We start from the raw sequence: 24,801 nt of genomic DNA on the forward strand, positions 1-24,801 counted from the left end.
AAGGAAAGAAGAAGAAATGGCTGACGAGATGGCTCGCGACCCGCGCGAGGTGATGGAGTACGACGTCCTTGTCGTCGGGGCCGGCCCGTCGGGCCTGAGCGCGGCCATCCGCCTGAAACAGCTCGCCAACGAGGCGGGACAGGAACTGTCGGTCTGCGTCGTCGAGAAGGGCTCGGAGGTCGGCGCCCACCTGCTCTCCGGCGCGGTGTTCGAGCCGCACGCCCTCGACGAGCTGATCCCCGACTGGAAGGAGAAGGGCGCGCCGCTGACCACCCCGGCGCGTGAGGACCGCTTCCTCTACCTCACCGAGACCAAGGCCCTCAAGGCGCCCTTCACCCCGCCGCAGATGCACAATCACGGCAACTACATCATCAGCCTCGGCAACCTCGCCCGCTGGATGGCCGCCCAGGCCGAGGAGCTGGGGGTGGAGATCTACCCCGGCTTCGCCGCGGCGGAGGTGCTCTACGACGACACGGGCGCGGTCAAGGGTGTCGCCACCGGCGACATGGGCATCGGCAAGGACGGCGAGAAGACCGCCAACTACACGCCGGGCATGGAGCTGCACACCAAGCAGACCATCTTCGCCGAGGGCTGCCGCGGCTCGCTGACCAAGACGCTGTTCGAGCGCTTCGACCTGCGCCGCGACGCCGATCCCCAGACCTACGGTATCGGCATCAAGGAGCTGTGGGAGGTTGATCCCGCCAAGTCCCAGCCCGGCCTGATCGTCCACACCATCGGCTGGCCGATGGACCCCAAGACCTACGGCGGCTCCTGGCTCTACCACATGGAGGGCAACCTGGTGTCGGTCGGCTTCGTGGTTGGGCTCGACTACCAGAACCCGCACCTGTCGCCGTTCGAGGAGTTCCAGCGCTACAAGACCCACCCGGCGATCCGCCCGACCTTCGAGGGCGGGCGGCGCATCGCCTACGGCGCGCGGGCGCTCAGCGAAGGCGGCTTCCAGTCGATCCCCAAGCTGACGTTCCCTGGCGGCGTCATCGTCGGCGACGCCGCGGGCTTCCTCAACGTGCCCAAGATCAAGGGCAACCACACCGCCATGAAGTCGGGCATGCTGGCGGCCGAGGCGGTGCATGAGCTGCTGTCGGCCGAGGCGCCGGCGCGGGAGGCGACGGCCTATCCGGAGAAGCTGAAGGCGTCGTGGGTGTGGTCGGAGCTGCACGCGGTGCGCAACATCCGCCCCGGCTTCCAGAAGGGGCTGTGGGCGGGTCTGGCCAACGCGGCCTACGAGACGGCGACCAAGGGCAAGTCGCCGTGGACGCTGCACCACCGGCACGGCGACCACGAGACGCTGAAGAAGGCGTCGGAGATGCCGAAGATCGCCTATCCCAAGCCGGACGGGGTGGTGTCGTTCGACCGGCTGTCGTCGGTGTACCTGTCGAACACCAACCACGAGGAGGACCAGCCGGCGCACCTGACGCTGAAGGACGCGTCGGTGCCGATCGCGGTCAATCTGGCGCTCTACGACGCGCCGGAGACGCGCTACTGCCCGGCGGGCGTGTACGAGATCGTGCGGGCGGAGGACGGCAGCGACCCGCGGCTGCAGATCAACGCGCAGAACTGCGTGCACTGCAAGACCTGCGACATCAAGGACCCCACCCAGAACATCAACTGGGTCGTCCCGGAGGGCGGCGGAGGCCCGAACTATCCGGGCGGGATGTAACAATCCAACCCTCTTCCCTCCGGGGAGAGGGTGGCCCGGAGGGGCCGGTGAGGGGAATGTGCAACGTGAGGCGTTCGGCATGAGCGCTCCCCCCTCACCCTAACCCTCTCCCCGGAGGGGAGAGGGGACTTCAACAACGACATCAGGGAGAGAGCGCGATGCAGATCAACGGTCAGGCCGCCATCGTCACCGGTGGCGCCTCCGGCATGGGGGCGGAAACCGCGCGCCATCTGGCGAAGCTGGGCGCCAAGGTCACCGTGCTCGACATGAACGAGGCGGCGGTCAAGCAGGTGGCCGAGGAGATCGGCGGCCTGGGCCTGCTCTGCGACGTGTCGAGCGCGGAGTCGGCGGAGAAGGCCGTGGCCGAGGCCCGCGCGGCCCATGGCCCCGCCCGCATCGCGGTCAACTGCGCGGGCGTCGCCCCGGCCAAGCGCATCGTCGGGCGCGACGGCCCGATGGCGCTGGACGACTTCCGCAAGGTGATCGAGGTCAACCTGATCGGCACCTTCAACATGCTGCGCCTCGCCGCGGCGGACATGGGCAAGCTCGACCCACTGGAATCGGGGGAGCGGGGGGTGATCGTCAACACCGCCTCCGTCGCCGCCTATGAGGGGCAGATCGGGCAGGCCGCCTACGCCTCCTCGAAGGGCGGCATCGTTGCCCTGACCATCTGCGCCGCCCGCGATCTGGCGCGCAGCGGCGTGCGCGTGATGACCATCGCGCCGGGCCTGATCGGTACGCCGATGCTGCTGAACATGCCGCAGGAGGTCCAGGACAGCCTCGCCGCCACGGTCCCCTTCCCGAAGCGCTTCGGCCAGCCCTCCGAGTACGCCCGCCTCGTGCAGCACATTCTCGAGAATGAGATGTTGAACGGCGAGGTGATCCGGTTGGACGGCGCCATCCGCATGGCGCCGCAGTAACCGATGCCTATCGGCTCTTCTCCGCGCTGCGGAACAGCGTGGAGAAGACCAGGGCAAGGCGGTCCTCCGGCTGCGGCCGGGCGCGCCGTTGGCGGTGAAGACGGTGCAGGCCGGCCATCGGCGGTGATGCCGGCGGCTGACAGGTTGAGCACGCCGAACTCGGAACCGCCCTTCCAGCCGGCCCCCTTGTAGCCGGTCCAACCACTCCGATTCGAGTGCCGGGCCGGTGAACAGCCGTCCAACGGCGTCCTTCGGCGTGATCGTCTGCGCGCGGACGGGCGGGACGAGCAGGCTGATACCGATCAAGACCGCCAGACAGGCCGAACCCAGGCGGCCTTGCCGGAAGGACCGACGCCGGAACCGTGAAACGCCCATCCCCCCCATACCCCTTCGCCGCACCACGTCTGCAGATACGGCGAAACGGGGAAGGGGACAACCGGAGGAGGGTGACTGGCGGAGGACGGTGACTGGCGAGGGCCGCTCGGGCCTGCTCCGCCTCAGTCGTCCCAGATCGGCAGGGTACCGAACTGCGCGTTGGTCAACGCGGTCGTCAGGCTGCGCCCGTCGTCGCGAAGCTGGTCCAGGCCGACGATGACCTCCTTGTCGCCGATGCCCACGCCATGCTCCACGTCCACCACCACGGCGACCGGTTGCCCGGAGGCGTCCATCAGCACCTCCTCGACCTCGCCGATCTTCGTGCCGTCCGGCCCGAGCACATCCATGTCGTCCAACTGCCCGACCGTCCGCTTGAGCGACGGCACCATGACGTTGTCGTCCTTGACCTCCCGGTAGGCGTTGGCCGGGTTGGCGATGGCGGCGCTCTGCTGGGCGAGCGCGGGTGCGGCCGCGGCCATGGCAAGGGTGACCGCCGTTGCGGAAAGGAGCTTTCTCATCGCGTTGCTCTCCTGCTGCTGACCGTGCAACAACATGGGGCCGCCGGCACGGTTCCATCCGATGCGCCGGTGCACACCGTCCGATTGCGCAGGAACCGCCGATGCTCCGTCTCGCCACGACCGTGCTTCTGATGGCCTTGTCCGGCTTCGGCGTCCCGGCCGCGCAGGCGGAAACCGTGACGGCCGAGACCGGGGAGAAGGCTCGCAAGGTGGAACATTTCGATTTGCGCGCCGACCGGACGGGTCTGGATTACCGGGTCTTTCTCGTTCGTCCCGCGGAACCGCCGCCCGCCGGCGGCTATCCGGTCATCCACCTGCTGGACGGCAACGCGACCGTGCCGATGATGGAAAAGGTCATCGGCCCGAATCCGCCGGAGCCCTACGGTTCCGCGGTGATCGTCGGAATCGGCTATCCGACCGCTGAGCCGTTCGACATCCTTCGCCGTTACCGCGACCTGACCCCGCCGACGCCGCCGGAGTTGATTCCGCCGTCGCGGGATGGAACCTCGGTCATCGAAACCGGCGGGCGCGACGATTTCCTGGCGTTCCTTGAGACGCAGGTGATCCCGGCGGTAGAAGCGCGCCTGCCCATCGACCGGCAGCGCCGGACCCTGTTCGGCCATTCGCTGGGCGGCTTGTTCTCCCTCTATGTCCTCTACACCCGAGGGGACCTGTTCCAGACCTACATCGCCGCCGACCCGGCGATCTGGTGGGGCGGACAGGCGATCCTGGGAGAGCAGGCGGCGTTCCTCGACCGGGCGGCGCGCGACGGCGTGGCGCCCGGCACGGCGCTGTTGATCGAGACGTCCGGCAAGCTGTTGGAGCGCCCGTTGCCCCCGGCGGAGGCCGAGCGCTTGAAGCGCCTGCGGTCCGGGCAGACGGGCAGGGAGGTTGCCGCCACCCTCGCGGCGGTTCCGGGCTTGCGGTTGGCCTTCCATGACTTCGTGGAGGAGAGCCACGGCTCGATGCTGCCGCTGGCCGTGGCCGACGCCCTGCGTTTCGCCTTCGGGCGGAATCCGCGTTGATCGGGGCGGGACGCGCCCGGCGGCGACACGGGAAAACCTTTCGGAATCGACACCCGGCACCCCACATGTGAGTGACTGTCCGCGGGGAGCGGGCGGCCAGATTGGGGGAGCGGATTCCTTGACCGTGCAGTCGATCTTCATGCCCGAGGCCATCTACCGGTACATGCTCGACGCTTCGCTGCGCGAGACGGCCATCCAGGCGAGGTTGCGCGCCGAGACGGCCACAATGACCGAGGCGCATTATCAGATCGCGCCGGAGGAAGGCCAGCTTCTGGCTTTCCTGGTCGAAATGATCGGCGCGCGCCGGACCCTGGACATCGGCACGTTCACCGGGTACAGCGCGCTGACGGTGGCGCAGGCCATGCCGGACGATGGCCGCGTCATCAGCTTCGACGTCAACGAGCAGTGGACCTCACAGGCCCGCGCCATCTGGTCCGAGGCCGGGGTCGCGGGCAAGATCGATCTGTGCATCGGGCCGGCGCTCGACAGTCTGGACAAACTCATCGCAGACGGTGCGAGCGATTCGTTCGATTTCGCCTTCATCGACGCCGACAAGGAAAATTATGACGCCTATTGCGAGCGGTGCCTGCGCTTGGTGAGGCGCGGTGGTCTGATCGTGGTGGACAACACCTTGTGGCGCGGACGAGTCGCCGATCCCAGAGACCGCAAACACAAGACCGAGGCCATCCGTGCCTTCAACGCGGCCCGTCTGGAGGACGAGAGGGTGGCTCTGTGCATGCTGCCCGTGGGCGACGGGGTGACCCTCCTGCGGCGGCGCTGAGCGCAAGGCGGCCGGCCACCCGTGACGGCGAGCAGAAGCAGGCTGCCGTTTTTGGGTGTTCTGGAATGGTCACGGCTCGGATCAAACGATAAATCCCATAAGGTGCATTATGGAAAATAATAGCGCAGGGAATGGAAAACAAAGCCCATAAAGCCGTGACAACGTCACCGGGACGATGATCCTTATGGAGGCGTGATAAATTTTGCTCTATTTCATAAGAGGTATCGCCCACACCTGATCTCACCGCGGCGATGTTGATGGTCGATCGCACATGATGTCAGGTTCGGGCCTTTCCACCGTTCACAGCGCCACCCCTTCAACGATGCGGGGCCGATGGCGCGTCAGCTTTCTGACCGCCGGCCTGTTGGCGGCGATGTCCGGCGGCACGTTCTCCGGCGCGGCGCGGGCGGCGGACCAGCCGCATCTCTCCACCGTCACCACCTTGCGCAAGGACGCCGACAACCAAACGGCCAAGATGCTGCAATTCGGCGTCTACCGGACGGAGGCCGACGCCTGGGTCGCTTGGAAGGCGGTCGTCCGACGCCAGCCCGACATGGTCGCCGATCTCGTTCCCCGAGTCGCCCTGCAAAGGCCCGAGGTCGCCGATTCCGGTTTCGTCCTGCGGGCCGCCCCCCTGCCCGACCTTGATCCGAATTTCGTCTGCCGCCGGATCGTCGGCGGTGGCGGCAGTTGCCTCGTGGTGGACGCCGTTGCCGAACATCCCGCGACGGCGCCCGCGGCCGCATCGGAGGACAACGACCACAATGGTGTCGTCACTTACAGCCCGGACCAAAGCCGGGAAATGCAGGAGATCGAACGGCAGGCCGCCCGCCTGTCGCGAATCGCCGCCATCGTGCCCGGAAACGAAGCGCGGGTGGACATCGGGGCGCTGAAGGCCAGCCGCTGGAACCTCTGTTCCCTGACCTTCGACGATGGGCCGCACCCGGCGGTGACCCCGCGCATCCTCGACATTCTGCGCAGCGAAGGGGTGCGGGCGACCTTCTTTCCGATCGGCAACGTCGCGGTCCGCCACCCGCGGATCATTCAGCGAATCGTTCAGGAAGGACACGAGGTCGGCAACCACAGCCTGACCCACCCGAACATGCGCACCCTGAACACCGAGGCGCAACGCGCGCAGATCGCGGAAACGAATCGCATCCTGGCCCAAGCGGGCGCCGACCCGGTGTTGTTCCGCCCACCCGCCGGCCGCTGGAACAGCGACACGCTGAGCGCCGTCGAACAGGAGAAGATGAGCCCGGCGCTGTGGAACGTCGACACGCGCGACTGGTTCACCCGCGACGCCGGCAAGATCATGGCCCAGCTGGAAGCCACCGGCACCATCGGCAGCGTCGTCTTAATGCACACCACCTACAACGCGACGGCGGAAGCGCTTCCCCGCGCCATCGGCCTGCTGCGCACGCGCGGCTGCCGCTTCGTCACCCTGTCGGAATGGATCACCAGCCTGAACAGCCTCGCAACGCCGCGCATCGCGCAACGCTGAGGCGGGGCGACGGACCAGGGCTCGATCCCTCCGCCGCCCCCTTCCCGGGGGTCGGGAAAGGAGCGGTTCGGAGCGGACCCGCGGTCAGGCGACGTTCTTGGCGCGTCCGCGGCGGGCCGGCTTGGCCGGAGCGGCGGCCTTCTTGCCCAGACCGATCGACTTGGCGAAGGCGGACCGCTGTTCCGCGTAGTTCGGGGCGGTCATCGGATAATCCGCGGGCAGGCCCCACTTGCGGCGGTATTCGTCCGGCGTCATTCCATAAGCCGTGCGCAGATAGCGCTTCAGCATCTTCAGCTTCTTGCCGTCCTCAAGGCAAACGATGTAGTCCGGCATCACCGACTTCTTCACCGGCACGGCGGGACGCAGTTCCACCGCTTCCGGTTCCACCGGACGGCCCGTGCCCGACAGACTTTGATGGACGATCCGGATGAGGTTCGGAAGATCATTCACCGCGATCTGGTTCGAGCGGACATAAGACGCAACGATCTTGCCCGTCATGGCGACCAGATCGGTGGCCGAATTCTCAGAACCGTCGGTGTCGCTGCTTTGCATGTCAGTTTCCTTCGAGAACGAATGATCCAGGACGGAGGATGGGCAAAGTGATGCGCAAAGCGCAAGCCTGTGCATCAGGTTTAACATGCAAATGTGTAATGTGTTTCATGCAGGACACGCGGCCGGGCGGTCCAGTCGAACGGAAATAGTAGGCTTTGGCGATGAAATCGCTGCCCGCTCAGGCGGTGGAACGCGCGCGCTTTATCAGGTCGGCGTACCAGCGGGCAGAGGCTTTCGGCGTGCGTTTCTGCGATTCGAAGTCGACGTGGATGATGCCGAAACGGTTGCCGTAACCGCTTCCCCACTCGAAATTATCCAGAAGCGACCAGACAAAGTAACCGCGTACGTCCGCTCCGGCGCGAAGCGCCTCGTGCATTGAAGCGTTATAGAGTCGCAGGTAGTTGATTCGGTGCTGGTCGTCGACGACGCCCGATTCGTCCGGCAAATCGCTGCCGCCACAGCCGTTTTCCGTGATGACGATGGGCATGCGGTAGCGGCGGGTGATCTCCAGCAGCTCGTCGCGGAAGGCGTCGGGGAAAACCGCCCATCCGACACCGTAGGTTGGCGAATCGGGCGGCGCGTCGCCCCAGCCGTAGCCCCAGGTGGTGTCGGGGTTCACTCGGGCGAAGATCGGGCCGTAATGATTCAGGCCGAACCAGTCCATGGGACGGCAGATCCGCGCCATGTCGCCGGCTTGGACGTAGGGTTCGATGGCGCGGGCGACGCGCGGCGGGTAGTGGCCGAGAAGCTGCGGGTCGCAGAAGGCCAAGTTCCAATGCTCGTCCAAGAGAGCGGCGGCCTCCGCGTTCTCCGGCTTGCCGCCTTCCGGCAGCACCCGCTGGCGGTTGTGCACCGCCCCGATGGACGCTCCGGGCACCAGGGCGCGGATCACGTCCACCCCGGCCCCGTGGGCGAGATTCACATGATGGATGGCCCGCAAATGCTGCTCGCGGTCGGTGATGCCGGGAGCCGCCCAGGGAATGGCGTAGCCGAACAGGGTAAAGACGGAGAATTCGTTGAAGGTGATCCAGCGCGTCACCCGGTCCCCGTAGCGCCGCGCCAGCAGCGCCGTGTAGTCGGCGTACCAGCCGGCGCTGTCCCGGTTGGCCCAGCCGCCGAGGTCCTGCAGGGCTTGCGGCAGGTCCCAGTGATAAACGCACAGCCAGGGCTCAATTCCGGCCTCCAGCACCGAGTCGATCAGGCGGTCGTAGAAGTCCAGCCCGGCCCCGTTCACCGCCCCACGCCCACGCGGCAGCACCCTGGGCCACGCGACGGAGAAGCGGTAGGCATCCACCCCCAGCCCGCGCATCAGCGCCACGTCCTCGGCGTAGCGGTGGTAGTGGTCGCAGGCGACGTCGCCGGTGTCGCCGTTCACCACCCCGCCCGCCGTGCGGCAGCGCGTGTCCCAGATGCTGGGTCCGCGTCCGTCTTCCGCCGCGGCGCCCTCGATCTGATAGGCGGAGGTGGAGACGCCCCAAACAAAGCCCTTCGGCAGGTCCGCCATCGCCGTCTCCATCCGCACCGATCGTCCCTACCCTTACTACCTTTGGCGGAATGGTCAAGAAGCAGGCATAATGGCGAGCGAATGGTTCGACGGAGCGGTCTCCCTTGGAACATAAGGCTGTGCAACGGCGAGCATCGCCCCTGCCCAACTCCGGTTTTCCCGCTGGGTTCCTGTGGGGAACCTCGACGTCGGCGTTCCAGGTCGAAGGGGCGGCGACCGAGGATGGGCGGGCGCCCAGCATCTGGGACAGCTTCTGCCGTCTGAAGGGCCGGGTGGACAACGGCGACACCGGCGACGTCGCCTGCGACCACTACCACCGCTACGCCGAGGACGTGGCGCTGATGCGGGACATCGGCGTCGGCGCCTACCGCTTCTCCATCTCCTGGCCGCGCGTCCTGCCCCGCGGGCGCGGCGCGGTGAACGAGGCAGGGCTGGACTTCTACGACCGCCTGATCGACCGGTTGCTGGAGGCGGGGATCGAACCTTGGGCCTGCCTCTACCATTGGGACCTGCCGCAGGCCTTGCAGGACCTCGGCGGCTGGGCAAACCGGGACAGCGCCGGCTGGTACGCCGACTACGCCGTCCTCTGCGCCCGCCGGTTCGGCGACCGGGTGACGCGCTGGGCGACCTTCAACGAATTCTCCGTCTTCACCCTGTTCGGCTACGCGCTGGGCTGGGGGGCGCCGAGCGTGTCCGACCGCGGGGAGCATCTGAAGGTCATCCACCACACCAATCTCGCCCACGGGGCCGGCGTGGACGTGCTGCGCGCTCTGGTGCCGCGGGCCTCCATCGGGGCGGTGCACAGTGTCCAGCCCTGCCGCCCCGCCGACCCGGCGCCCGAACACGTCGAGGCCGCGGCCCTGTTCGACGAGTTGTGGAACCTGGGCTTCCCCGACGCGCAGATTCTCGGCCACTACCCGCCGCGCCTCGCCCGCGCCATCGAACCCCACGTCCAGGCCGGCGACATGGCGCGGATCTGCCGTCCCGTGGACTGGTTCGGCATGAACCACTACGCGCCCCTCTTCGCCCAGGCTGAGCCGGGCGCCGTCTGGGGCTGCGGCTTCGGCGCCCCGCCGGAGGGCATGCCGCGCACCGACATTGGCTGGCCGCTCCAGCCCAGCGCCTTTCACGAAGCCTTGATGCTGGCCACCGCGCGCTACCGTCTGCCGATCTACGTGACGGAAAACGGCTACGGCACCAAGGCGCCGGAGTCCTCGGACGCGCGGGGGATCGTGATGGACCGGGAGCGGCTGGACTATCTGCAGGCCTGCATCGGCGAGATGGCCCGGGCGCTGTCGGACGGGGCCGACGTGCGCGGTTATTTCGTGTGGTCGCTGCTCGACAACTTCGAATGGGGCGGCGGCTACGGCACGCGGTTCGGCATCGTCCATGTGGACTTCGCGACACAGGCGCGTACGCCGAAGGAGTCCGCCAAATGGTATTCGGCGCTGATCGGCGGGCGGTTGGGCGGTTAATCCGCCGCCACGCCGGGGGCGGGCACGCTTGCCGGGCGTTCCTGGATCTCCTCGCCCGTGTAGACCGGACAGTTCCGGCACACACCGGGCAGAGCCGCCTCGTCGCCGGCCATCATGGCGAGCCGCAGCGCCCGGTAAAGCTCGCCGTTCCAGATGTCTTCCAGGGTGTCCCGGCCCAGATTGCCCATCACCTCGATGCCGGAGATGTCGTAACAGCACAGCGTCACGTCGCCGTTGGCACGGATCACCGTCTCCGTGAAAGGCGCGCCGCAAAAGCCACGACGGCGGCCCGGATCGACCTCGACCACCAGCGTCTCGTCCTCCCCAGTCTGCGTCCAGCCCGGCCATTTGTAGGCGTAGTTCGTGGCGATCGGCAGGCCGGGAAAGTCCTGGATCAGGAAGGCCGGAGTCGCGGCGGCCGGCGGATCCCCCGGGCGGCGCAGGACGTTGTTGGAGATGATCAGCGTCACCCCGGCAGGTTCAAGATACCGGCGCATCAGATTCAGGTTCCGGCGCACCGTCGGATAGTGGGACCCGCGGCGGATGGCGTCGTTCTCCTCCGGTGAGCGGCCGTCGATCGACACATAGATCTTTTCCACACCGCACTCCGCCAGGGCACGGCACCGCTCTTCGGTCGCCAGCATGGCGTTGGTGACGAAATGGATCTGATCGATCGACGTCTCGTCCCTCAAACGCCGAATCATGGATTCCAGTTGGGGATTCATCAGCGGTTCTCCGCCCAGATACATGACGCCGCTGACCAACCCCTCGATACCTTTGAGATTCCGCAAGATGCGCTCGAACATCTCCGTCTTCAGCAGACGGCGCTCGATGCTGTGGTAGGCCACGCCGGTGGTGCAGTGGCGGCACCGCAGGTTGCAGGCGCTGGAGGACTCGATGCGGACCCTCATCGGCAGCATCGCCCTTCCATCACTCGCCCGGCCGTTTCCGGCGTTCAGGGTGACGGCGGCGGCCCGCGGGTAATCATCGGCATCGATGCAGCGGAGCACCAGCCGGTGCAGAGCCAGTTTGGCCCCGAGCCTCATGGTCGCGTCGGTTGAGCGGGCCAGGGGGTGCAGGAGGGCGCTTGCCTCCTCGATGCGGTCCACCGCGGACAAGGCAAGGGCGTGTTCATAGGCGAGCGTCTCTTGCCCCGGGTCCAACCGAAGGGCACGGCCATGCGTCCGTTCGGCGGCGGCGGTGTTCCCCAGACCCGTCTCGGCACGGCCAAGCGCCGTCAGCATCGCCGGGCGGTGAGGTTCCAGAGCGGCCGCCGCGCGGGCCTGGAGCGCCGCCCCCGCGGGATCTCCGATGCGGTTGAGCACACCGGCCAGATTGAGACGGCTGTCCGCCGCGAGCGGCCGCTGCACAACCGCCGTCCGGTAGGCCGCCGCGGCCTCCAGCGACCGCTCCGCCTGGACCAGGGCGTTGCCATGGTTGAAGTGGCATTCGGGAAAGACCGGCCGCAGCAGCGTCGCCCGGCGATAGGAGTCGAGCGCCTTGTCGAGTTTGCCGGCTTGCCGGAACGCACCGCCGAGAATATGCAGCGCCTCCGACGAACCGGGATTGACCGCGACCGCGCAGGACAGGCGCGCGCAGGCCGCATCGGCCGCACCCGACTGCAAAGCGACCAGCCCCCACAGCCGCAGCGTGTCGCCATGGTCCGGAACCGCCTGCAAGACGGCGCGGTAGGCCACCTCCGCGTCCGGCAGGCGTCCTTGCTGGTGCAGCGTCACCGCCTGTTGGAAGATCGTGGAAAGATCCTGCATGACCGCCGCCCGCTCCCACGCCTTGCCACCGAACCAACACGGGTCAAGAAAGCGCTTCCAAAACGGGAATTGCAATATTGTTGATCGCACTTAAAGTGCTTTATTGAGCAGCGGAACGTACCCGCGATAGAAGAGAAAGACGCCATCTTCAAGTCGGAGACGACGGCCATGAGCGCGCCCATTCCTTCCGAGACGCTTCTCGCGAATGCCGTGGCGCTGCACCGCACCGGCAACCTCGCCGAGGCCGAACGGCTCTACCGCACCCTGCTGGAGCGGCAGCCTGGCCACCCCGATGCGCTGCACCTCCTCGGGGTTCTGCGAAGCCAGGCTGGCGACCCGGCGGAAGGCGCCGCCCTGATCGCCGAGGCCATCGCCCGCCGCGGCACCGTCGCCGCCTATCATTCCAACCTCGCGCTTGCCTTGAAGGCGCTCGGGCGCTTCGACGACGCGGAGGCGGCGTTGCGCAACGCCATAGCCCTGGCACCGGGGGCGGCGCCCCTCGTCGCGCTGGGGGGCGTGCGGCGGGCCGGCGGCCGCCCTGCCGAGGCCTTGGCCGTCTATCGAGCCGCCCAAGCCATCGATCCGGCCGATGGAGCCGTGCAGGAGGGGATCGCCCACGCCACCGCGGAGCTCGCGGCGGCGGACTCCGGCACACCGGCCGCGGCGCTGACGGCCTACCGCCGGGCCTACCGGCTCCGTCCCGCCGCGCCCTTCGCGGCTTACAATCTCGCTTCGACGCTTCGGAAAGCCGGGGAGGACGCCGCCGCCATTCCCCCGTTCCAGGCGGCGGCGGCTCTCGCCCCGGCGGACCCGGCGGCGCTGTCCGGGCTCGGGCTGGCGCTGCTCTCCGGCGGGCGCGCCGACCAGGCCGATGGGATCCTCGCACGCGTGGTCCGGCTGCGTCCGGACGACGCGCAGGACCGCTTTCATCTGGCCGAGGCCGCGCAGGCTGCGGGCGATGCCGACCGCGCCGCGGCGGCCTACAAGGACACGGCGGCCCTGCGCCCCACCGACTACACGGCGTGGGAAAAGGCCGCCCTTCTCGACGCGCGCGGGGACCGCCTGTCCGCCCTCGCCGCCCACGCCGGCGGGCTGATGGCCGCGGCGCGGGCGAAGCACCTGTTCTGGAAGGCTCCCGTCTACGTCGCCATGCATGTGGCGAACGACCGGATCGCGGCGGGACGCCCGGACGCCGCGACGCGGGCGCTGGACCGCTTCCGTCAGGCCGCGGCGGAGGAGAACCGGGAGTTGCTGCCCTGGATCGATTTCCTGCGCGGTTCGCTGCTTCTGCGCACGCCGGGGGACGAGGCGGCGGGCCGTGCCGTGCTGGATGCGCTGGCTCCCGCCCTGCCCTTCCTGCGCCACGTCGCCTCCACCGACGAGTTCGATGCCCTCTGCCGGTCGGTTCCGCCGGAGGAGCGCGCGGCCCATCGGGCCGGATTCCAGTCGGAACCGGCCGCCGGGGGCGAGGGACCGCTGCTGTTCGCGGCCTGCGACGACCGTTACCTGCGGCTGTTCGCGGTTCCCCTTCTGCTGACGGTGGAGGCCTTCTGCGGCGAGGGGCAGCGGGTGCATCTCCACATCGCGGACCCCGGGCCGGACATAGTGGAGGTGATCGCCGGGCTGCGCGCGCCGCTGCGGCGGTGCCGCCTCACCGTCAGCACCGAACGGACGCCGCCGGATCTCGATCCGGCGAGCCGGCGCACCCTCTACACCTGCCTGCGCCTGTTGAGGGCGCCGGACGTGCTGGACCTCCACGGGCGCCCGCCGCTGGTGATGATCGACATCGACGCCCTGCTGCCGATCGATCCGCGGCGTCTCGTCGACGCCATGGCCCCGGAGGAGGAGGCGATGCTCATCCATCGGCCGGACAGCCTGGACCATCTCTACAACACCATCAGCAACGGGCTGATCGTGCTGCGCCCGAGCAGCGCCATGCTGGAGGTTCTGGAGCGCACGGCCACCGTCCTCCTGCATTGGCTGCGGCGGCGCAGCATGGCCTATTTTCTCGATCAGATGGCGCTGATCCAGGGATTCGCGGATGTGGAGCGCCGGCGGGGCGCGGTCGGAATCCTGAAGATCGAGGAGTTGGGACGCCGTCTCGGCGTGCCCGACGTCTTCCTGCCCTTCTTCGACGAGAAGCACCGCGCCGGCTTCACCGAAGAGCTGTCCGCGCTGACGGCGCGCGTCTGCGAGGAAACGCAGGGCGACGGCCGGTCCGACGGCCGGTCCGAGGAGGAGCGCCGCGCCGCCCTGACCGCCCTGCTGCGCCGGCTTCAGGCCGCCGTCCCGACGACGCGGTGAGGCCGCCCCCTACTCCGCGACCGCCGCGATCCTGCGGTCGCGGTCCCCGCAAGGCACTTCGCGGATGCGGACGGTGTCGCCCACCCGTTCGAGCACCAGCTTGCGGCGGTGGTGCGCCTCCAGGCCGGGGTGGCTGCCGATGGTGATCAGCGTGGCGTCGGGGAACTCGGCGTCGATCAGGCGCAGCATCGCCTCCTCGGTCCGCGGGTCCAGACTGTCGGTGGAATCCTCCAGGAAAATCCAATCCGGGCGATGGATCAGCAGGCGGGCGAAGCCCAGCAACTGCTGCTCCGGCACCGCCAGGACCTCGTCCCAGCTGTCGGGCTCGTCCAGCCTCGGCAGCAGGTGGCCGAGACCGATCCGCTCCAGCGCCTCCGCCGCCCGCGCGTCGCTCACCGTCTCCGCGCCGTCGGGATAGCTGAGGGCGGCGCGCAGCGTGTCGTGCGGCAGGTAGGGCCGTTCGGCCATGAAGAACACGCGGGAGAGCGCGGGCAGGACGACGCGCCCCCTACCCCAGGGCCAGACCCGCGCCACCGCCCGGAACAGCCGCACCGCCGCCGCCGGATCGCCGACGATCAGCACGCGCTCGCCGGGGCGGATCTCCAGGTCGAAGGGCTCCACCACCCGGCGCCCGTCCGGCTCGGCGATGGACAGCCCGCGGAAACCCAGGCTGTGCTCGCCGTCGCTGCGCTCCACGGTGATGCGCTCCGTCCCCTCCCCGCCGATCTCGCGGTCCAGGCGCTGGAGCGCCTCGTGCAGGCCCAGCACGCGCTCCACCGACGCCTTCCACTCCGCCGCGCGGGCGAGGTTGTCGATCGGCCAGGACAGCGCGCCCACCGTCTGCTGGAAGGCCTGCGCCGTCTGCATCAGCACGCCGAGCGAGATGGCCCCGGCGATGTAGCTGGGCGAGGCGACCAGGATCGGAAAGACGGCGGACAGCACCGAATAGGCGGCGCTGAAGACCATCATGTTGGACAGCGCGTGGGTCTGGCCGTTCCAGCCCCGCTGCACCCCGCCGAACAACAGTCCCAGCCGGTGGCGTTCCCCCGATTCCCCATGCAGGAGCGCCACGTCCTGGGCGTTCTCGCGCACGCGGGCGAGGCCGAAGCGAAAGGACGCCTCGTGCCCCTGCCGCCGGTTCACCGCCCGGACCAGAGGCTTTCCCATCAGCAGGGCGATGGTCGTGCCGACGGCCGCGTAGACCAGGGCGATGTAGAGCAGATAGCCCGGCACGTGGAAGGTGCTTCCGGCCAGCGTCACCTCCGGCGCGCCGGACAGCCTCCACAGGATGTTGGTGAAGCTGACCAACAGCAGCGCGCAGTAGGACAGCGACAGGACGAGATCGATGGCCGCCTCGGTCGCGATGCGGATGTCCTCGGCGATGCGCCCATCCGGGTTGTCGTGGTCGCCGGGCAGATAGGTCACCTGATGCTGCCGGCCGCGCGTCAGCCAGTCGCCCAGCAGCTTCTGCGTCAGCCACGTGCGCCAACCCAGCTGCAGGCGGCGCTTCACCCGCAGATGCAGGATGGTGTTGGCGATGTTGAACAGGATGATGCCGCCCGCCGCCGCGATCATCAGGACGAAGCGGTCCATCGAGCGCTGCTCCAGCGCGTCGAACAGATGCTGGCTCCACAGGTTCAGCAGGATGGGAACCACCACCTGCCCGACCGTCAGAAGCCCCAGCGCCCCGGCGAGAAGCCACACGGTCCAGTTCCGCCCGCCAGAACGGGAGCCTCCGGCCCAGAAGCCTCCGGCAAGATGAAGGAAACGGCGGGTGAAGCCGGATCGGTCCGGCGTCCTGGACGCGATCGACATGGCCCGTCACCCCCTTGGGCTTGAAGCAAGACCTCCTTTACCCTAACGAACAGTTTATTACCAACAGCTTGCCCCGCAGTGCACCAAAGGATTGGTGCGCCGCCGCAAGGTCATAGCCGGTCACGGCGTGGCGGCGATCCCGTCCGCCGCCGGCAGGAGGGGCGGGTTGGCCCAGGCGGTGCGGGAATCGATCTCCAGTTCGAAATCGGAAAAGACGGTTCGCCCGTACAGGCCGTGACCGCGATCCGGGATGTCGGTGAAAAGATGAAGCGCCATCGGCCCCGACCAGGGCGCCGCCAGCACCGCCGCGAGGTCGAGCGGACGGCGTGGCTCCTCCAGCACCATCCAACCGCTGGAGGCGAGGACGCCCTCCTCCCGCTCCGCCTCGTCCACCGTCAGCGCCGGCGGCGCCACCACCAGCTTGCAGGCGATGGCGGTGCGGCAGCGCGGATCGTCGATCACCGCCCGCACCCGCACCGCCACGGCGCCCGGCACCTCGTCCAGCGGGATGTGCGCCGCGGTGACGACGCCGTGCAGCGGGTGGAGCAGGACACGCCCGCCGCGCAGCAGGCCGAACCAGGGGAAGGTCGCCTCGAACTCGCGGCCCTTGCGCAGTTGCGCCAGCACCGGTTCGGTCAGCGGCCAGACCATGCGATCGGGCGCCGGACGGGGTGCCAGATGGCCGGCCGGCCCGTAGTCCAGCCCCGGCAGCCCACCCCACAGCCGCAGCGCCAGCATGGCTGGCTGCCCGACGGCGCGGGCCGGCGGCGCGACGGCGTACTCGTCGAGCAGGCCGGCTTGGGCCAGCGAGAGGCGCGGCGCCTCCGTCACCACCCCGGTGGCGCCGATCCGCAGATCGACAAGGCGATCCATCCGGGTCGACGCGGCGGGCAGGCGCAACGGCAGCCAGCCGGACCTCAACTCGCCGAAGGACAGCGTCCATGCCGCGATGGTCTCCCCGGTCTCAACCCCCGTCAGGGCGACGGCGAGCGCCCCGCTTCCCTTCGGCGCTTGATCCAGATGCAGGTCGAGTCCGGCCAACCCCCGCGCTCCCGCCGGCAGGCGCTGGACGATCTCGGCGGCGCCCGCTGGATTCCGGCCATGACGCAGCGGCACCGTCAGCGCGCCCACCGGGCGCGGCGTGGCGAAGACCAGCCGCGGCGGGCTGAGGCGCAGGGCGTCGAGAAGCTCCACCGCCTCCGGCGGCAGGCGGACGGAGCGGCCCCATTCCTCCCGCAAGGTGGACAGGGTCCGCTGAAGCCCGGCGTTGCGGCGGTGCAGACCGTCGATCTCTCCGAAGGCTTGGGCCAACAGACCGTGCAGCAGCGTGGAGGCGTCGCCCATCATCAGCGGCGGCGCGCTGCCCGGCCCGCCGGTTTCCTCCCACCAGCCGAGCAACCGCTCGGCGTCCCGCCGCGCCGCCTCGTCGCCGCACCACACCGCCCGGACGGCGGACGGCGGGATGGCCAGCGTGCGCAACGCCGCACCCTCCTCCGCCGCGCCCTCCTCCGCCGCGGCGTCCCCGGACAGCAGCAGATGGCCGCCGTCGTGACGGACCAGCCGCAGCCGACGAAGGGGCACAGCGCCCGCTTCCAGCCCCGTGACGGCGCCGACAGCGATGATCTTCGGCGTGCCGTCGTAGAGGGAGGCGAACTGGGCCGCGGGGGCGGAGAGCTTCATGATGACGACACCCCTCTCAGGCGGCCGTGGAGGTTTCGGGAAGACACGAGGACAGAGGCGCGCAGGCGGTCCAATCGGAATCGGCGTCCGGCTCCGCCGCATCCTCCCAGCGCCGCAACTTGTCCGGTGGGAACCCCAGCGCCTGGCAGAGACGATAGGTCCGGGCGTCGAGGGGCACGACGGTCTGGTAGGCATGTTCGAAGGCGGCACAGCCGTTGACCGCATCAGCAAGGGACGGCGCGTCCGGGACGGTGGACGCGCCCAGCAACGCCCAGCCCGTCACGCCGAGCGCGCGCAGCCGGCCCATCAGCGGGTGCGCCGCGCCGTGCCGCACGGTCACGACGAGATCGAAGACGGCCAGCGTGCCGACCGCCCTATCCTCCTCCACCGCATCCCAGGGACGCAGAGGCGTGCCCAGATAGGCGTCGCGGTCGGTCAGCGGGCGTTCCGGCAGCACCAGCGGCGACGGATGAGGGATGACCGACGCGAACGACTCAACCAACTCGGCTGCCAGGGTCAGATCCCTGCCCCCCATCGCCACCAGATGCGCGTCATAGCCCTTCCCGGCCAGCCAGCGGGCCATGTGGGCGGCGCTCCCCAGCGCCCCCGCATCGGCGGGATCGGCCACCAGCGCGGCCAAACGCCGGTGCCCGGCGGGGGGAAGAAGCGGCAGCACCGAGGGCAGCCGATGCACCGTCTGATAGACATCCTCCGGCGTGGCGACCCCGGCGCGGTAACGGTCGATGGGCGCCGCCGCCCAGCCGCCGTTGGACGGCCGCGACCACGCCACGGCCATCGCCTCGCGCAGCGTGGACAGAGCGGCATCGGCGCCGGCCGGCGGTTGCGCCGCGCCGGGCAGCGCCAGGGTGAGGCTCAGCCGGGCCTCGGCGCAGGGCTTGCGGGGGTCCCGCTCCAGCAAAGGGGTGTCCGCCGGCTGGCGCCGAACGAGGTCGAGCAGGGCCGCGGTGGGCAGCATCGCCACCGCCGCCCCGCCGTCCGGCAAGGGGAACGGCGCGTCCGCCTGCAATCCTACGGGCGCGCCGGACCAGGACAGCGCGCAACCACTCTCCACCGCCCGCGCCGTCACCGCGGCACGCACCAGGGTCGCCTGGGCCGCCGCGCGCTCCAGGACCCACAGGGCGCCGCGCAGCAGACGGTGGCGCGTCAGCAGCTCGTAAAGGCCGGAGTCCATCACCGCCAGCAGGCCGGGGCACTCCCCGTAGCCCGGCCGCTCCGGCGCGCGCAAGGCGCGGCGCACGAAGTCGGCGAGTGGCACATCCTCCTCGCCCGCCGCGGGGTCGGTGACGCAGCGGACAATGGCGCGGTCGGGCAGATACACCGCGTAGCGCCGACCGACCGCCGCCTCCGCCCGCAGCACGGCCCGAACCCCGAACAGCGCCGGGTGGCGCTTCTGGATGTGGGTCAGGATGGGGCGGTAATCGCGTTCCGATTCGGTCAGCATGCTCTCGCCGCGGCGGCGGTAGCCGAAGCCGGTGCCCGGGACATGAACGCCGTGGAAACCGCGTTCCAGCCCCTGCAGCCAGAACTCCCAGTCCTCGCTGCCCTGGCGCATCGCCTCATCGAAGCGGGCGCCGCTGTCGAGCAGGCGGCGCGACGCCATGCTGCCCGCCTCGCTGACGTTGCGGAACAGGTGTTCCAGCGGCGAATAGGCCCCGGACATGTCGCAGAACTCGAAGAAGCCGAACTTGTCGACGTCCGGATAGGCCCAGCCGACCTCCGGCCCCGCCGCCCGCAGCGCGTCCAGCATCCGTTGCAGCAGATGGGGCCGGATGCGGTTGTCGGAATCGAGGAAGTAGACCGCCTCCAGCGCCGGAAAGGCGTCCAGCGCGAAGGCGATCCCGCTGTTGCGCGCCGCGCTCAGCCCGGCGTTGCGCTTGTGCAGGCAATAGAGCCGCCCCGGATGGGCGGCCGCGAACTCCCGGCACACCCGTTCCGTTTCCGGAAAGGGACAGCCGTCGTTGACCACCACCACCGCGTAGGCGAAGTCCGTGTCCTGGGCGAGCGCGGTGGACAACGCTTCGACCAGCAGGCCCGAATGCTTGTAGGTCGGCACGACGATGGCCGCGCGGACGTCTTCGGCGTCACCGGACCCTGAAGCGGTGTGAGTTCCAACGGAATGCATGGGCGGACGCAGTGGTGACACGACATCGTCGATAGCACCGCTTCCGCTTGCCTCCGATGTGACAATTCGTGGACAGGAATGTTCGGGCCGGGCGCTGCCCTATGCTTGAACTCTGATGATAGGGGAAAACTTATCACTGAAGGCGCCGCAGACTACTTGTTCGCATTCCCTAAAGTCATCTGGGACGTCCCTTCCTCGGACAGGTACTTCTGCGCAAAAACCTTGGATTGGCTCGAAAGCACCTTATCAAAGGTCGCGGAGTTGAATCCCAGATCCTTTAATTTCTGGCCCGCCGCCTGCTCTTTGGACGTTGCGAAGAAACGCTCATCGCCCCCTTTGAGGGTGTAGGCTTTCATGGGCATGCCGATACCAGCCAGTTGATCCCAGGAATTCTGCATCTCCTTCAGGTCTTCGCTCAACTTGCTCAGCGCGGCCAAGCGGTCTTGGGGACTCACCCCTGGTGCATGCATGGCGGCGCGCCGGCTCTCCAACTCCGACTCCATACGATCCGAGATGGCTTTCATGCTTATCTGCCGCGCCTCGCCTTCAGGGGTGCGCCCAGCCTCGGCGTCCTCCCTGGCGGATTGCCAGAACGCCTTCTTGCGCTCCGATTTCAATGCGGACGACAGCGCATCGTTGAGTTCGTCCGCCGACAGCGCCCCGCTGGAAACGAGCTTGCCAAGCGACGTCCGATCCTCCGCCGAGAGATTCGTGAACAGGTCGAGCGTATCACCTTTGAGCGCCGACGCCAGATCGCTGAGATCGACCTTGTCGGTCTTGGAGCCGGAGGCCGATCCGGTCCCGTCCGTGGCGCCGGTCTTTGCAGCGGTGGGTTTCGTCTGCACGGAGGCCGCGGCGGTGGCCTGGAACAAGGATGCCGAAACGTCGGAAATTCCCATGGCTTCCTCCGGTGACTCTGAACGCATGGCGAGCAACACCGGGCCATCTGAAGCCAATATTATGAAGGATAAATTAATAAAAAATACCTATATTTCTAATGATTAGATCTCAAACCATCAATGGTTCCAAATCTTCGTTCTCCGCAAGAAGAACAGACTGACGGAGCATCGCTCCGCACAGCCTGCCCTCCTGTTCGTTACGCGAGATCAAGCCGCCCGCTCTTTGCCACCGCGCTCAGAAAGCGGTAGCTGTCCTTGGGCGTGCGGACCAACGTGTCGTAATCGACGCGAACGATGCCGAACCGCTTCGACAGGCCGAAGGCCCATTCGAAATTGTCCAGCAGGCTCCAGCACAGATAGCCCTTCACGTTGCAGCCATCGGCCAGGGCGCGGCCGACCGACGCCACATGGTCGCGCAGGAAGGCCACGCGCTCCGCGTCGTGCACCTGCCCGTCCGGCGTTACCACGTCGTCATAGGCCGCACCATTCTCGGCGATGAAGACGGCGGGGTTGCCGTAGTCGCGCTTGAACTCCATCAGCAGGTCGTAGAGCCCGTCGGGCTGCACCGGCCAGGCCATGGCGGTCCAGCGGTCGCAATGGGCGTCCCCCCACCACACGTCGAACGGATGGCCCGTCTCGTGCTTCATGGTCATGCGCGAGTAATAGTTGATGCCCAGCAGGTCGATGGGGAAGCGGATCGCTTCCTCGTCGCCGGGCAGCACGAAGTCCTTCATCCGCTCGGCCATCAGCTCCGGGATCCTGCCGCGCATCACGCCGTCCAGGGCCACCCGGTTCCACACCGCGTCCCAACGGGCCGCCGCCGCGACGTCCTCCGCGCGGTCGCTCTCGGCCCGGCAGGGCTGGAGGTTGATGACGGTGCCGAGCGTCAGGTCCGCATGCTCCGCCGATATGGCGCGGAGCGCCGCCCCTTGCGCCAGATTCTGGTGGTGCAGCGCGCGCAGGATGCCCGTCTCGCCCAACTTGTGGCCGGGCGCGTGCTCGCCCGTGCCATAGCCGTGGGTGGCGACCACGTTCGGCTCGTTCAGCATCATCCAGTCCTTCACCCGGTCGGCGAGCCGGGCGGCGACGATGCGGGCATAGTCGGCGAAGGGGCCGACGATTTCCCGGCCCTGCCAGCCCCCGCGGTCCTCCAGCGGCTGCGGCAGATCCCAATGGTACAGGCAGGCCATCGGCCGGATGCCGGCGGCCAACAGCCCGTCCACGAGCCGGTCGTAGAAGTCGAGCCCCGCCGTGTTCACCGCCCCCGTCCCGCTCGGCAGGATGCGCGGCCAGGCGATGGAGAAGCGGTAGGCGTTGAATCCCGCGTCCTTCAGCAGGGCGATGTCCTCCGCCCAGCGGTGGTAATGGTCGCAGGCGACGGCGGCGCTGCTGCCGTCCTGGATGCGCCCGGCCTCGGTGAAGGTGTCCCACACGCAGGGGCCGCGCCCGTCCTCGTGAATCGCCCCCTCGATCTGATAGGCCGCGGTGGACGCCCCCCACAGGAAGTCCTTGGGAAAAGTGAAGAGTGCCATGACGGGGACTCCCTTGAAGTGATCATGCTGCGGACGCGCTGTTGCGAGCGCGAAGGCCATGTTGCGCAAGCGAAGAAATCACCACGCTTATTCTGACCATCAGGTATAGTCTCTTCGTCTTAACAAGTGTATGCTTCACCCAAGGCGGCTGCCCTGACAAATCAGCACAGCGGCATTCCCACCGGCGGGAGGCATCCCATGGCCGTTACCACCCCCAAGACCACCAAGATCGTCTTCCTGGGCGCCGGCAGCGCGGCCTTCGGTCTGAGCATGTACCGTGACCTCTTCACCACGACGGAGTTGGCGGGCAGCACCCTGACGCTGGTCGACACCAACCCGACGGCGCTCGACCGCATGACCGCGCTGGCCCGCCTGCTGAACGCCAAGGGCGGCGCCGGCCTGATCATCGAACAGACCACCGATCGCCGCGCCGCCCTGGACGGCGCCGAATTCGTCGTCAACTCCGTCGCCATCGACCGCAACCGCCTGTGGAAGCTCGATTTCGAGGTGCCGAAGAAGCATGGCGTCCGCCACACGCTGGGCGAGAACGGCGGCCCGGGCGGCCTGTTCTTCACGCTGCGCACCCTGCCCCTGATCTTCGACTTCGCCCGCGATATCGAGGAACTGTGCCCGGACGCCCAGTTCATCAACCTGTCCAATCCGGAAAGCCGAGTCGTCCTCGGCCTCGGCAAGTACACCAAGGTCAAGACGCTGGGGCTGTGCCACGGCATCTTTCTGGCGCGCTGGTTCATCTGCCAGATCCTCGGCATGGCCGAAAAGGACGTGGAGGTCTGGGGGGCCGGGCTGAACCACTTCCAGTGGCTGATGCACATCCGCGACAAAGCGAGCGGACGCGACCTCTACCCGATGCTGCGGGTGAAGGAGAAGACCCACGACCCGGCCTTCACACCGCTGACCCGCCGCCTGTTCAACAGCTTCGGCCTGTGGCCGACCTGCAGCGACGATCATCTGGGCGAATATCTGCCCTACGGCTGGGAAGGCGGGGAGCATGGATTCGACTTCGCGGAGGACGAGCGCGGGCGCGGCATCCTCAACGCGCTGATGGACGGAACGATCGCCGGGACGACGCCGGTGCCGGACGACTGGACGCAACCATCCTGGGGCGAGCGGGCGGTGCAGGTCATCGCCGGGGTTCTGCACAACCAGAAGCGCTTCATTGAATCGGGGATCGTCTACAACCAGGGCGCCATCCCCAACCTGCCGCCCGATCTGGCGGTGGAGGTGCCGCTGCTGGCCGACGCGGCGGGCGTCCACCCGGTCTCGCTCGGCCCCCTCCCCGACCCGATCGCCAAACTGCTGCACGTCCAGGCGAGCGTGCAGCAACTCTCCGTCGAGGCGGCGGTCCACGCCTCGAAGGAACTGGCGCTCCAGGCCCTGCTGATCGACCCGGTGGTGAACTCCACCGACGCCGCCGTCAGGATCCTGGACGAGCTGTGGGAGGCGAACCGGCCCTACATCCGTCCCTGTGTGTAGGAACGCGCAGGGCCGGTGCGGGTCAATGGGCTGGTTCGGTGTCCGGCGCGGCCGGCTTGCGGCGACCGCGCGGGGCGACCGGCTTCACCGCTTCCGCCGTCACCGGGTCCGCCTTCACGGCCTTGGCGCGGGGCGGCTTCGCCGCCTTCGGGACCGCCGGCACCGGAACCGCGGCCGGGGTTTCGGCGGAGGATTCATTCGCGGCGACCGGTTCGGCCTTGGCCTTGCGGGCGCGCGGCTTCTTGGGGGCGACCGCCTCCTCCACGACATCGACCACGGCGTTCAGGCCGACGCCCAGCAATTCGGTCGCCGCCGTCTTGGTCCGGCGGACCGCCTTCTTCACGGCGCCCGCGGCGGCGTCCTTCACCGCCGCGACCATGGCGACCGGTTCCGCCGTGGTCACCGCCCGGTCCTCGGCTTCGATCTCGGCGCAGGCCTGCGCCCAGTGTTCTTCCCCCCGTCCCTCCGGTCGCCCGTTGCGCTCCCAGATCTCATAGGCGCGGTGGCGGATGCGGTCCTCACGATCGCCTTGCATTCTTCCGTCTCCAAGTGGGCTTTGGTCCAAGTGGGTTTGGCCGCAGAAACATCGACGCTCGAGGAAAACGGCGTCCTGCGCCCGTGGGTTCCCGTTTTAGTGCCCGGTTTATGTGACGATAAACGTACACAAAGAAAGCGTGCCTTAGTTCATAGGAAATTCATAGGCCCATTGCTTGTCCAGCCTCGCCAGGCAGCGGACGGTGATAGACCATGGGTTGGTGCCGCCCCGACGGCACCGGCGCTGCACCGGCTTGCGGTCCGCATAGAACCCTTCGCCGGGTTGAAGCGGGGTGCCCGGC

At 68.4% G+C, this 24,801-nt stretch carries 18 protein-coding genes; 8 read left to right on the forward strand and 10 right to left on the reverse strand.

Annotation, left to right across the window (positions count from 1 at the left end; all coding sequences use genetic code 11):
- Positions 1–28: 28 nt before the first annotated feature.
- Positions 29–1,678, forward strand: coding sequence for an electron transfer flavoprotein-ubiquinone oxidoreductase (locus D3869_RS23995; protein WP_137142621.1), 1,650 nt, complete (start codon positions 29–31; stop codon positions 1,676–1,678).
- A gap of 158 nt (positions 1,679–1,836) precedes the next feature.
- Positions 1,837–2,598, forward strand: coding sequence for an SDR family NAD(P)-dependent oxidoreductase (locus D3869_RS24000; protein WP_109072748.1), 762 nt, complete (start codon positions 1,837–1,839; stop codon positions 2,596–2,598).
- 497 nt (positions 2,599–3,095) lie between these two features.
- On the opposite strand, the gene D3869_RS24005 is transcribed toward D3869_RS24000, so the two are convergent.
- A complete protein-coding gene (locus D3869_RS24005; RefSeq protein ID WP_137142309.1) occupies positions 3,096–3,491 on the reverse strand; it encodes a PRC-barrel domain-containing protein in 396 nt (131 codons plus the stop codon).
- Between the two features lie 101 nt (positions 3,492–3,592).
- Between D3869_RS24005 and D3869_RS24010 the strand changes: the two genes are divergently transcribed.
- The 3 genes from D3869_RS24010 (at position 3,593) to D3869_RS24020 (ending at position 6,798) form a co-directional block, all read left to right on the forward strand.
- The gene (locus D3869_RS24010) at positions 3,593–4,516 is read left to right on the forward strand and encodes an alpha/beta hydrolase (RefSeq protein WP_137142310.1); all 924 of its coding nucleotides are present in this window, start codon (positions 3,593–3,595) and stop codon (positions 4,514–4,516) included.
- Between the two features lie 139 nt (positions 4,517–4,655).
- On the forward strand, positions 4,656–5,297 hold the full coding sequence (locus D3869_RS24015; RefSeq protein ID WP_432613435.1) for a class I SAM-dependent methyltransferase: 642 nt from the start codon (positions 4,656–4,658) through the stop codon (positions 5,295–5,297).
- 322 nt (positions 5,298–5,619) lie between these two features.
- Positions 5,620–6,798, forward strand: coding sequence for a polysaccharide deacetylase family protein (locus D3869_RS24020; protein WP_137142312.1), 1,179 nt, complete (start codon positions 5,620–5,622; stop codon positions 6,796–6,798).
- 84 nt (positions 6,799–6,882) lie between these two features.
- On the opposite strand, the gene D3869_RS24025 is transcribed toward D3869_RS24020, so the two are convergent.
- Positions 6,883–7,350, reverse strand: coding sequence for a MucR family transcriptional regulator (locus D3869_RS24025; RefSeq protein ID WP_051658475.1), 468 nt, complete (start codon positions 7,348–7,350; stop codon positions 6,883–6,885).
- Between the two features lie 178 nt (positions 7,351–7,528).
- Positions 7,529–8,854, reverse strand: a complete 1,326-nt coding sequence (locus tag D3869_RS24030; protein WP_137142313.1) for a GH1 family beta-glucosidase — start codon at positions 8,852–8,854, stop codon at positions 7,529–7,531.
- Positions 8,855–8,958: 104 nt separating this feature from the next.
- On the opposite strand from D3869_RS24030, the gene D3869_RS24035 reads away from it, so the two are divergent.
- A complete protein-coding gene (locus D3869_RS24035) occupies positions 8,959–10,329 on the forward strand; it encodes a GH1 family beta-glucosidase (protein ID WP_432613434.1) in 1,371 nt (456 codons plus the stop codon).
- Here D3869_RS24035 and D3869_RS24040 read toward each other — a convergent pair.
- A complete protein-coding gene (locus tag D3869_RS24040; RefSeq protein ID WP_137142314.1) occupies positions 10,326–12,098 on the reverse strand; it encodes a radical SAM/SPASM domain-containing protein in 1,773 nt (590 codons plus the stop codon). The genes D3869_RS24035 and D3869_RS24040 overlap by 4 nt on opposite strands.
- 168 nt (positions 12,099–12,266) lie before the next feature.
- Here D3869_RS24040 and D3869_RS24045 point away from each other — a divergent pair, with 168 nt between their 5' ends.
- A complete protein-coding gene (locus D3869_RS24045) occupies positions 12,267–14,402 on the forward strand; it encodes a tetratricopeptide repeat protein (RefSeq protein ID WP_137142315.1) in 2,136 nt (711 codons plus the stop codon).
- Between the two features lie 9 nt (positions 14,403–14,411).
- Here the strand turns inward: D3869_RS24045 and D3869_RS34525 are convergent, their stop codons facing one another.
- The 5 genes from D3869_RS34525 to D3869_RS24070 form a co-directional block, all read right to left on the reverse strand.
- Positions 14,412–16,217, reverse strand: coding sequence for an ABC transporter ATP-binding protein/permease (locus tag D3869_RS34525; RefSeq protein ID WP_137142316.1), 1,806 nt, complete (start codon positions 16,215–16,217; stop codon positions 14,412–14,414).
- A gap of 120 nt (positions 16,218–16,337) precedes the next feature.
- Positions 16,338–17,897, reverse strand: a complete 1,560-nt coding sequence (locus tag D3869_RS24055; RefSeq protein WP_137142317.1) for a DUF6212 domain-containing protein — start codon at positions 17,895–17,897, stop codon at positions 16,338–16,340.
- Between the two features lie 16 nt (positions 17,898–17,913).
- Positions 17,914–19,971 carry a glycosyltransferase family 2 protein gene (locus D3869_RS24060; protein WP_175426587.1) on the reverse strand — a complete coding sequence of 686 codons (2,058 nt, stop codon included), beginning with the start codon at positions 19,969–19,971 and terminating at the stop codon, positions 17,914–17,916.
- Between the two features lie 221 nt (positions 19,972–20,192).
- Positions 20,193–20,939, reverse strand: a complete 747-nt coding sequence (locus D3869_RS24065; RefSeq protein ID WP_137142319.1) for a hypothetical protein — start codon at positions 20,937–20,939, stop codon at positions 20,193–20,195.
- A 197-nt stretch (positions 20,940–21,136) separates the two neighbouring features.
- Positions 21,137–22,471, reverse strand: a complete 1,335-nt coding sequence (locus tag D3869_RS24070) for a GH1 family beta-glucosidase (protein ID WP_137142320.1) — start codon at positions 22,469–22,471, stop codon at positions 21,137–21,139.
- A gap of 198 nt (positions 22,472–22,669) precedes the next feature.
- Between D3869_RS24070 and D3869_RS24075 the strand changes: the two genes are divergently transcribed.
- Positions 22,670–23,965, forward strand: a complete 1,296-nt coding sequence (locus D3869_RS24075; RefSeq protein ID WP_137142321.1) for an alpha-glucosidase/alpha-galactosidase — start codon at positions 22,670–22,672, stop codon at positions 23,963–23,965.
- Between the two features lie 22 nt (positions 23,966–23,987).
- On the opposite strand, the gene D3869_RS24080 is transcribed toward D3869_RS24075, so the two are convergent.
- Positions 23,988–24,500, reverse strand: a complete 513-nt coding sequence (locus tag D3869_RS24080; protein WP_137142322.1) for a DUF2934 domain-containing protein — start codon at positions 24,498–24,500, stop codon at positions 23,988–23,990.
- Positions 24,501–24,801 lie beyond the last annotated feature (301 nt).

It is taken from the genome of Azospirillum brasilense (assembly GCF_005222205.1).
In the GTDB taxonomy this organism is placed as follows: Bacteria; Pseudomonadota; Alphaproteobacteria; order Azospirillales; family Azospirillaceae; genus Azospirillum; species Azospirillum brasilense_G.

Coding starts and splice junctions, on each gene's coding strand:
- D3869_RS24010 (WP_137142310.1), top strand. CDS start 3,593: ATGCTCCGTCTCGCCACGACCGTGCTTCTGATGGCCTTGTCCGGCTTC.
- D3869_RS24040 (WP_137142314.1), bottom strand. CDS start 12,098: ATGCAGGATCTTTCCACGATCTTCCAACAGGCGGTGACGCTGCACCAG.
- D3869_RS23995 (WP_137142621.1), top strand. CDS start 29: ATGGCTCGCGACCCGCGCGAGGTGATGGAGTACGACGTCCTTGTCGTC.
- D3869_RS24000 (WP_109072748.1), top strand. CDS start 1,837: ATGCAGATCAACGGTCAGGCCGCCATCGTCACCGGTGGCGCCTCCGGC.
- D3869_RS24020 (WP_137142312.1), top strand. CDS start 5,620: ATGCGGGGCCGATGGCGCGTCAGCTTTCTGACCGCCGGCCTGTTGGCG.
- D3869_RS34525 (WP_137142316.1), bottom strand. CDS start 16,217: ATGTCGATCGCGTCCAGGACGCCGGACCGATCCGGCTTCACCCGCCGT.
- D3869_RS24015 (WP_432613435.1), top strand. CDS start 4,656: ATGCCCGAGGCCATCTACCGGTACATGCTCGACGCTTCGCTGCGCGAG.
- D3869_RS24055 (WP_137142317.1), bottom strand. CDS start 17,897: ATGAAGCTCTCCGCCCCCGCGGCCCAGTTCGCCTCCCTCTACGACGGC.
- D3869_RS24045 (WP_137142315.1), top strand. CDS start 12,267: ATGAGCGCGCCCATTCCTTCCGAGACGCTTCTCGCGAATGCCGTGGCG.
- D3869_RS24065 (WP_137142319.1), bottom strand. CDS start 20,939: ATGGGAATTTCCGACGTTTCGGCATCCTTGTTCCAGGCCACCGCCGCG.
- D3869_RS24025 (WP_051658475.1), bottom strand. CDS start 7,350: ATGCAAAGCAGCGACACCGACGGTTCTGAGAATTCGGCCACCGATCTG.
- D3869_RS24005 (WP_137142309.1), bottom strand. CDS start 3,491: ATGAGAAAGCTCCTTTCCGCAACGGCGGTCACCCTTGCCATGGCCGCG.
- D3869_RS24080 (WP_137142322.1), bottom strand. CDS start 24,500: ATGCAAGGCGATCGTGAGGACCGCATCCGCCACCGCGCCTATGAGATC.
- D3869_RS24030 (WP_137142313.1), bottom strand. CDS start 8,854: ATGGCGGACCTGCCGAAGGGCTTTGTTTGGGGCGTCTCCACCTCCGCC.
- D3869_RS24070 (WP_137142320.1), bottom strand. CDS start 22,471: ATGGCACTCTTCACTTTTCCCAAGGACTTCCTGTGGGGGGCGTCCACC.
- D3869_RS24075 (WP_137142321.1), top strand. CDS start 22,670: ATGGCCGTTACCACCCCCAAGACCACCAAGATCGTCTTCCTGGGCGCC.